This window comes from Streptomyces sp. NPDC006335 (assembly GCF_040612795.1).
Lineage (GTDB): Bacteria > Actinomycetota > Actinomycetes > Streptomycetales > Streptomycetaceae > Streptomyces.
In genome coordinates this window covers 1-6,183 of sequence record NZ_JBEXQX010000042.1, presented here as the reverse complement: position 1 = coordinate 6,183, position 6,183 = coordinate 1, and the positions used below count along the sequence as shown (strand labels likewise).

Below are 6,183 nucleotides of genomic sequence, written 5' to 3'. Positions count from 1 at the left end.
TTCATGGGCCAGTTGGAGCCGGGTTCGGTCGAGTACAACGTGCCGTCGCCGATGTGGTTCCACGGTGATCTCGACGTGGCCGCGTTGAGCAAGGCGCTGGATGCGGTGGTGGCGCGGCACGAGGTGTTGCGGACGCGGCTGGTGGCGGGCCCGGACGGGGTGGCGTATCAGGTGATCGACCCGCCGGCGCCGGTGCCGCTGCCGGTCGTGGACGTTTGTGGCGTCGTGGATCCCCTGGCTGTGGCGAGGGAGTTGGTGGAGGCCGACGCGGTGACGCCGTTCGACCTGGCGGCCGGACCACTCCTGCGGACCTGCCTGATCCGGTTGGCCGACGACAGGCACCTGCTGGCGTTGTCGATGCACCACGCCGTCTCCGACGAATGGTCGGGACGGATTCTCTGGCGCGAACTGTCGGCGCTCTACCAGGCGTTCCGCACCGGTGAGCGGGATCCGCTGCCGCCGCTGCCGGTGCAGTACGCCGACTTCGCCGTCTGGCAGCGTTCCTGGCTGACCGGAGAGGTGCTGGACGGCCAACTGGCTTACTGGCGGGAGGTCTTGGCCGGTGCGCCGGTGCTGGAGCTGCCCACCGACCGGCCCCGTCCGCCGGTGCGGTCCACCGAGGGCACGGCGACACACTTCACGGTCCCGGCCGAGACCGCCGAGGCGCTGCGCGAGGTGGCGCGGGCGAACGGCGCGACCATGTACATGGTGTTGCTGGCGGCCTGCCAGGTGCTGCTGGGCCGCTACTGCGACACCGACGATGTCGTGGTCGGGACGCCGGTGGCCAACCGGAACCGGGCCGAGACGGAGGACCTGATCGGGTTCTTCGTCAACACCCTGGTGCTGCGCACGGACTTGTCGGGGGACCCGTCCTTCGCCGAGCTGCTGGGCCGGGTCCGGGAGACCGCGCTGGGTGCCTACGCCCACCAGGACCTGCCGTTCGAGCAGCTGGTCGACGCCCTGGTCACCGACCGGGACCGCTCCCGCACCCCGCTCTTCCAGGTCTTCTTCAGCTACGCCATCACCGATCCGGACGAGGAGGCCACCCGGCCCGGCCGGGACGTCGCGCCGCGCCCGGTGGAGGTGAAGTTCGACCTGGCGCTGGCGCTGGCCGACGGCGGGGCGGACGTGACCGGCCAGATCGACTACAGCACGGAGCTGTTCGACCCGGACACGATCGACCGGCTGGCAGGGCACATCCTGACGGTGCTGCGGGCCGTGGCCGCGGATCCGGACCGTCCTCTTTCGCGCATACCCGTGCTGACGGCGGAAGAGCGGCAGCAGGTCGCCGGAGGCTGGCACGGCGAGGTTGTACCAGCGCCGTCGGCGGGCGGGGTGGCCGAGCTGATCGTCGCCCGCGCGGAGGCACACCCGGACGCGGTCGCGGTGGTGTGCGGACGGCACCAGGTGACCTACGGACACCTGGTGGACCGGGCATGGCGGATGGCGAACCTGCTGGGCGCGCGAGGGGTGGGTCCGGAGTCGGTGGTGGGCCTGTGCCTGCCGCGCGGGGTGGACATGGTGACCGCGGTGCTGGGGGTGTGGCTGGCCGGCGGCGCGTACCTGTCGCTGGACCCGGAGTACCCGGCGGACCGGTTGGCGTTCATGCTGGCCGACGGCGACGCGGCCCTTCTGGTCGGGGACCGTTCGGCGACGGGCGGCCCGGCCGGGGATGGCGTGCCGGCGGTGTGGCTGGACGACCCGGAGGTACGGGCGCAGCTCGCGATGCCGCCGGTCCGGTCCGAGGGCGCCCGGGTGGAGCCGAGCACGCTGGCGTACGTGGTCTACACCTCAGGGTCGACCGGGGTCCCGAAGGGCACGCACCTCACCCACGGCGGTGTGGTGAACCTCGCCGCCGCCCTCGGGCCGGTGCTGTGCGCCGCTCCCGGGACCAGGGTGCTGCAGTTCGCCTCGTTCAGCTTCGACGCCGCCGTGCTGGACCTGGCGGCGACGCTGGCACGCGGCGGCACGCTGGTCGTGGCGGCCGGAGCCGAGCGGGCCGATCCGACCCGGCTCGCCGCGATGGTGACGGCGCTGGGAGTGGAGGCGGCCAGCGTGGTGCCGTCGCTGCTGGAGGTCCTGGACCCGGCGCGAGTACCGGGCCTGGGCACGGTGCTGTCCGGGGCCGAACGCATGTCCGCCGCGCTGGCCCGGACCTGGGCGCGGGACCGGCGGCTGGTCAACACGTACGGGCCGACCGAGGCCACCGTCATGGTGACCGCCGGGCCGGTGGACCCCGATGCGCGGCGCGCGCCGGCGGTGGGCCGTGCGGCGCCGAACACACGGCTGTACGTGCTGGACGCGTTCCTGAACCCGGTGCCGGTGGGCGTGCCGGGGGAGCTGTACATCAGCGGGCCGCAGCTGGCCCGCGGCTACGGGGGCCGCCCGGCACTGACCGCGCAGCGGTTCGTCGCCGACCCGTTCGGCGCCGACGGGTCGCGCCTGTACCGGACCGGGGACCGGGTGAGGTGGCTCCCGGACGGGCAGGTGGACTTCCTGGGCCGGGCCGACGATCAGGTGAAGGTGCGCGGATTCCGGATCGAGCCGGCGGAGGTCGAAGCCGTCCTCGCCGCCCACCCCGCCGTACGTTCGGCGGTGGCCGCCGTGGACGGCACCGGCGCGGACGCGCGGCTGGTGGCCTACCTGGTCCCGGCCGATCACGCCGAAGGCATCCCCACGCCGGAGGAGCTGCGCGGGTTCGCGGCCCTGCGGCTGCCGGAGTTCATGATCCCGGCCGCCTTCATCGAGCTGGCGGCGGTGCCGTTGACCGCGACCGGCAAACTCGACCGCGCCGCGCTGCCCTCCGCCGACCTCCGTCCCGCGCTGAACGGCCATTACACGCCGCCGTCGACGCGGACCGAGGAGCGGCTGGCGGGCATCTGGGCCGCGCTGCTGGGGCTGGACCGGGTCGGGGCCGAGGACGACTTCTTCACGCTGGGCGGACATTCGCTGCTGGCCACGCGGGTCGTGTCCCGGATCCGCACGGAGTTCGGGGCCGAGGTGCCGGTCGCCACGCTGTTCGCCCGTCCCACCGTGCGCGGCCTCGCCAGCGTCATCGACGGCACGTCAGCGAACCATGCCGCCCCACCGGTGACCCCGGCGCGCAGGGACCGGCCCCTGCCGCTGTCGTTCGGCCAACAGCGGCTGTGGTTCCTCGACCAGCTCGAACCCGGCTCGACCGAGTACAACGTGCCGACGCCGCTGCCGCTGGGCCAGGACCTGGACGTCCGGAGCCTGGAGGCGGCCCTCAACAGGATCGTGGCGCGCCACGAGGTGCTGCGCACCCGTCTGGTCGTCGGCCCGGACGGGGTCGGCCACCAGGTGGTCGACCCACCCGGGCCGGTTCCGCTGCCCGTGGCGGACGTGTCGGACCTGCCCGACCCGGTGGCCGGGGCCCGCCTGCTGATCATGGCGGACGCCCTGCAACCCTTCGACATGGCGGCCGGACCGCTGATCCGCGCCAGCCTGATCCGCCTCGGCCAGGCCGGCCACATCCTGGCCATGTCGGTCCACCACGTCGCCTTCGACGAGTGGTCGGACCGGATCTTCCGGCAGGAACTGGCGGCCCTCTACGAGGCATCCCGAGCCGGCGAGTCCGATCCGCTGCCGCCGCTGCCGGTGCAGTACGCCGACTTCGCGGTGTGGCAGCGGTCCTGGCTGACCGGAGAGGTGCTGGACGGCCAACTGGCCTACTGGCGGGACCAGCTGGCCGGGGCCCCGGTGCTGGACCTGCCCACCGACAGGCCTCGTCCGCCGGTCCGGTCCAGCGCGGGCGCCGTGGTGCCGTTCGACGTTTCGACCGGGACCGCGGACGCGCTGCGGCGGATCGCCCGTGACAACGGCGCCACCCTGTTCATGACGCTCTTCACGGCGTTCGTGGTGCTCCTCAGCCGCTACAGCGACCAGGACGACATCGTGGTGGGCACCCCGGCGGCGGGCCGCAACCGGGCCGAGACCGAGGACCTGATCGGGTTCTTCGTCAACGACCTGGTGCTCCGCACCGACCTCTCCGGGGACCCGTCCTTCGCCGAGCTGCTGGGCCGGGTCCGCGACACCACGCTCGCCGCGTACGCCCACCAGGACCTGCCGTTCGAGCAGCTCGTCGACGCGCTGGTCAGTGAACGCGACCGCTCCCGCGCCCCGCTGTTCCAGGTCCTGTTCAACTACTTCATCACCGAAGACGGCCCGACCCGGAACCTGGACCCCGGAGTGCTCGAGGGTCTGTGGACAGGCGCCATCTCGCGGTTCGACATACGGATGATCTTCAGCGACGACGGGCGCGAGCTGTCCGGAGTGATCCAGTACCTGGTGACGCTGTTCGACGCGGCCACCATCGAGCGGATGGCCGGACACCTGACCACGATCCTGGACGCGGCCGCTGCCGACACGCGCCGTCCGGTGTCGGCACTGCCGATGCTGACCGCCGCGGAGCGCCACCGGCTCACTGTCGAATGGAACGACACCGCGGAGCACCGGCCGACGGCCGGGGTGCTCGAACTGATCGCCGAACAGGCCGCAGCCCATCCGGACGCGATCGCCGTGACATGCGAGGAACGGTCTCTCACCTACGCCGGGCTGATGTCGCGGGTGGGCCGTCTGGCGGGGTACCTGCGCGGGGTCGGGGTCGGCCCGGAGACCATCGTGGGGTTGTGCCTGCCCCGCGGGATCGAGCTGACCGTCGCGGTGCTGGCCGTGTGGCAGGCCGGTGCCGCCCACCTGCCGCTGGACCCTGCGTACCCGCCCGAACGGCTGGCGTTCATGCTGGCCGACAGCCGCGCGGCGGTCCTGCTGGGTACGTCCGCGACGGTGGACGACCTGCCCGTGCGGCGGCTGCGGGTCCTGGCGCTGGACGACCCCGCCGTGCGCCGGGCCGTGGCCGCGGCGGAGCCCGCCGCGGCCACGCCGCCACAGCCCGGGCAGTTGGCGTACGTGATCTACACCTCCGGATCGACCGGGCAGCCGAAGGGCGTGATGGTCGGCCACGACGCGCTGGCCAACTACGTCTCCTGGTTCAACCGCCGGTTCTCCATCACGGACCACGACCGGGTGCTGGTTTCCTCGTCACCGAGCTTCGACGCGTTCGGGATCGAGCTGTACCCGGGCCTCGCCGCGGGCGGCACGCTGGTCGTCATGCCGGCGACCGGACCGGTCGCGGACGTCGACGGGCTGATCGAGACCATGACCGCGCAGCGGGTGAGCGTCCTGGCGACCGTCCCGGCCATGCTCACACTCCTCACCGATCGCCCCGGCCTGGCCGGGTGCACGGGGGTGCGCCAGGTGGTGTGCGGCGGAGAGCAGCTCACCGGACGGACCGCGGCCGCGCTGGCCAGGGTGCTGCCTGTGCCACTGCACAACGTGTACGGCCCGACCGAGGCCACCATCGACGTCACCTCCTACACCCACCTGCCCGTGGGAGACCTGGAGGCCCAGGAGGCGGTGGACGGGGCGCTGCCGATCGGCGCCCCGCTGGCCAACACCCGCCTGTACGTGCTGGACCGGTCGATGGGCCCGGTACCGGTCGGGGTGGCCGGAGAACTGTTCATCGGCGGGACGGGCCTGGCCCGAGGCTATCTCGGCGCCTCGGCGTTGACGGCTGAGCGGTTCGTCGCCGACCCGTTCGCCGCCGATGGTTCGCGGCTGTACCGGACCGGTGACCGGGTGCGGTGGCGCGCCGACGGCCTGCTGGAGTTCCTGGGCCGGGCCGACGACCAGGTCAAGGTGCGTGGCTACCGGATCGAGCCTGGCGAGGTGGAAGCGGCGCTGGCCACGCATCCCAAGGTCCGGTCGGTGGCGGTCGCCGTGTCCGGCGCGGGGACTTCGGCCCGGTTGTCGGCCTACCTGGTGCCGGCCGATCCCGTCCACGGCATTGCCTCGGTGTCCGATCTGCGGGAGTTCCTGCGGTCCCGGCTGCCCGAGTTCATGATCCCGGTCTCCTTCACGGAGTTGTCTGTTCTGCCGTTGACACCCAACGGCAAGGTCGACCGTGCCGCACTGCCGGATCCGGATGTGGTCCGTCCGGACGTGACGCGGTTCGTCGCTCCGCGCAATGAGGTGGAGCGGGTGTTGGCGGAGGCGTTTGCTCAGGCGTTGGGTGTGGAGCGTGTGGGGGTGGATGACAACTTCTTTGAGTTGGGTGGGGATTCGATTATTGGGATTCAGGTGGTGGCGCGGGCGCGGTCGGCT

General features: G+C 72.6%; 1 protein-coding gene. It reads left to right on the top strand.

All coding sequences use genetic code 11. The features are described from left to right. Positions 1 to 6,183, top strand: a 6,183-nt coding sequence (locus ABZ098_RS44785; RefSeq protein ID WP_356600850.1) for an amino acid adenylation domain-containing protein, incomplete at both ends; no start/stop codon positions are given.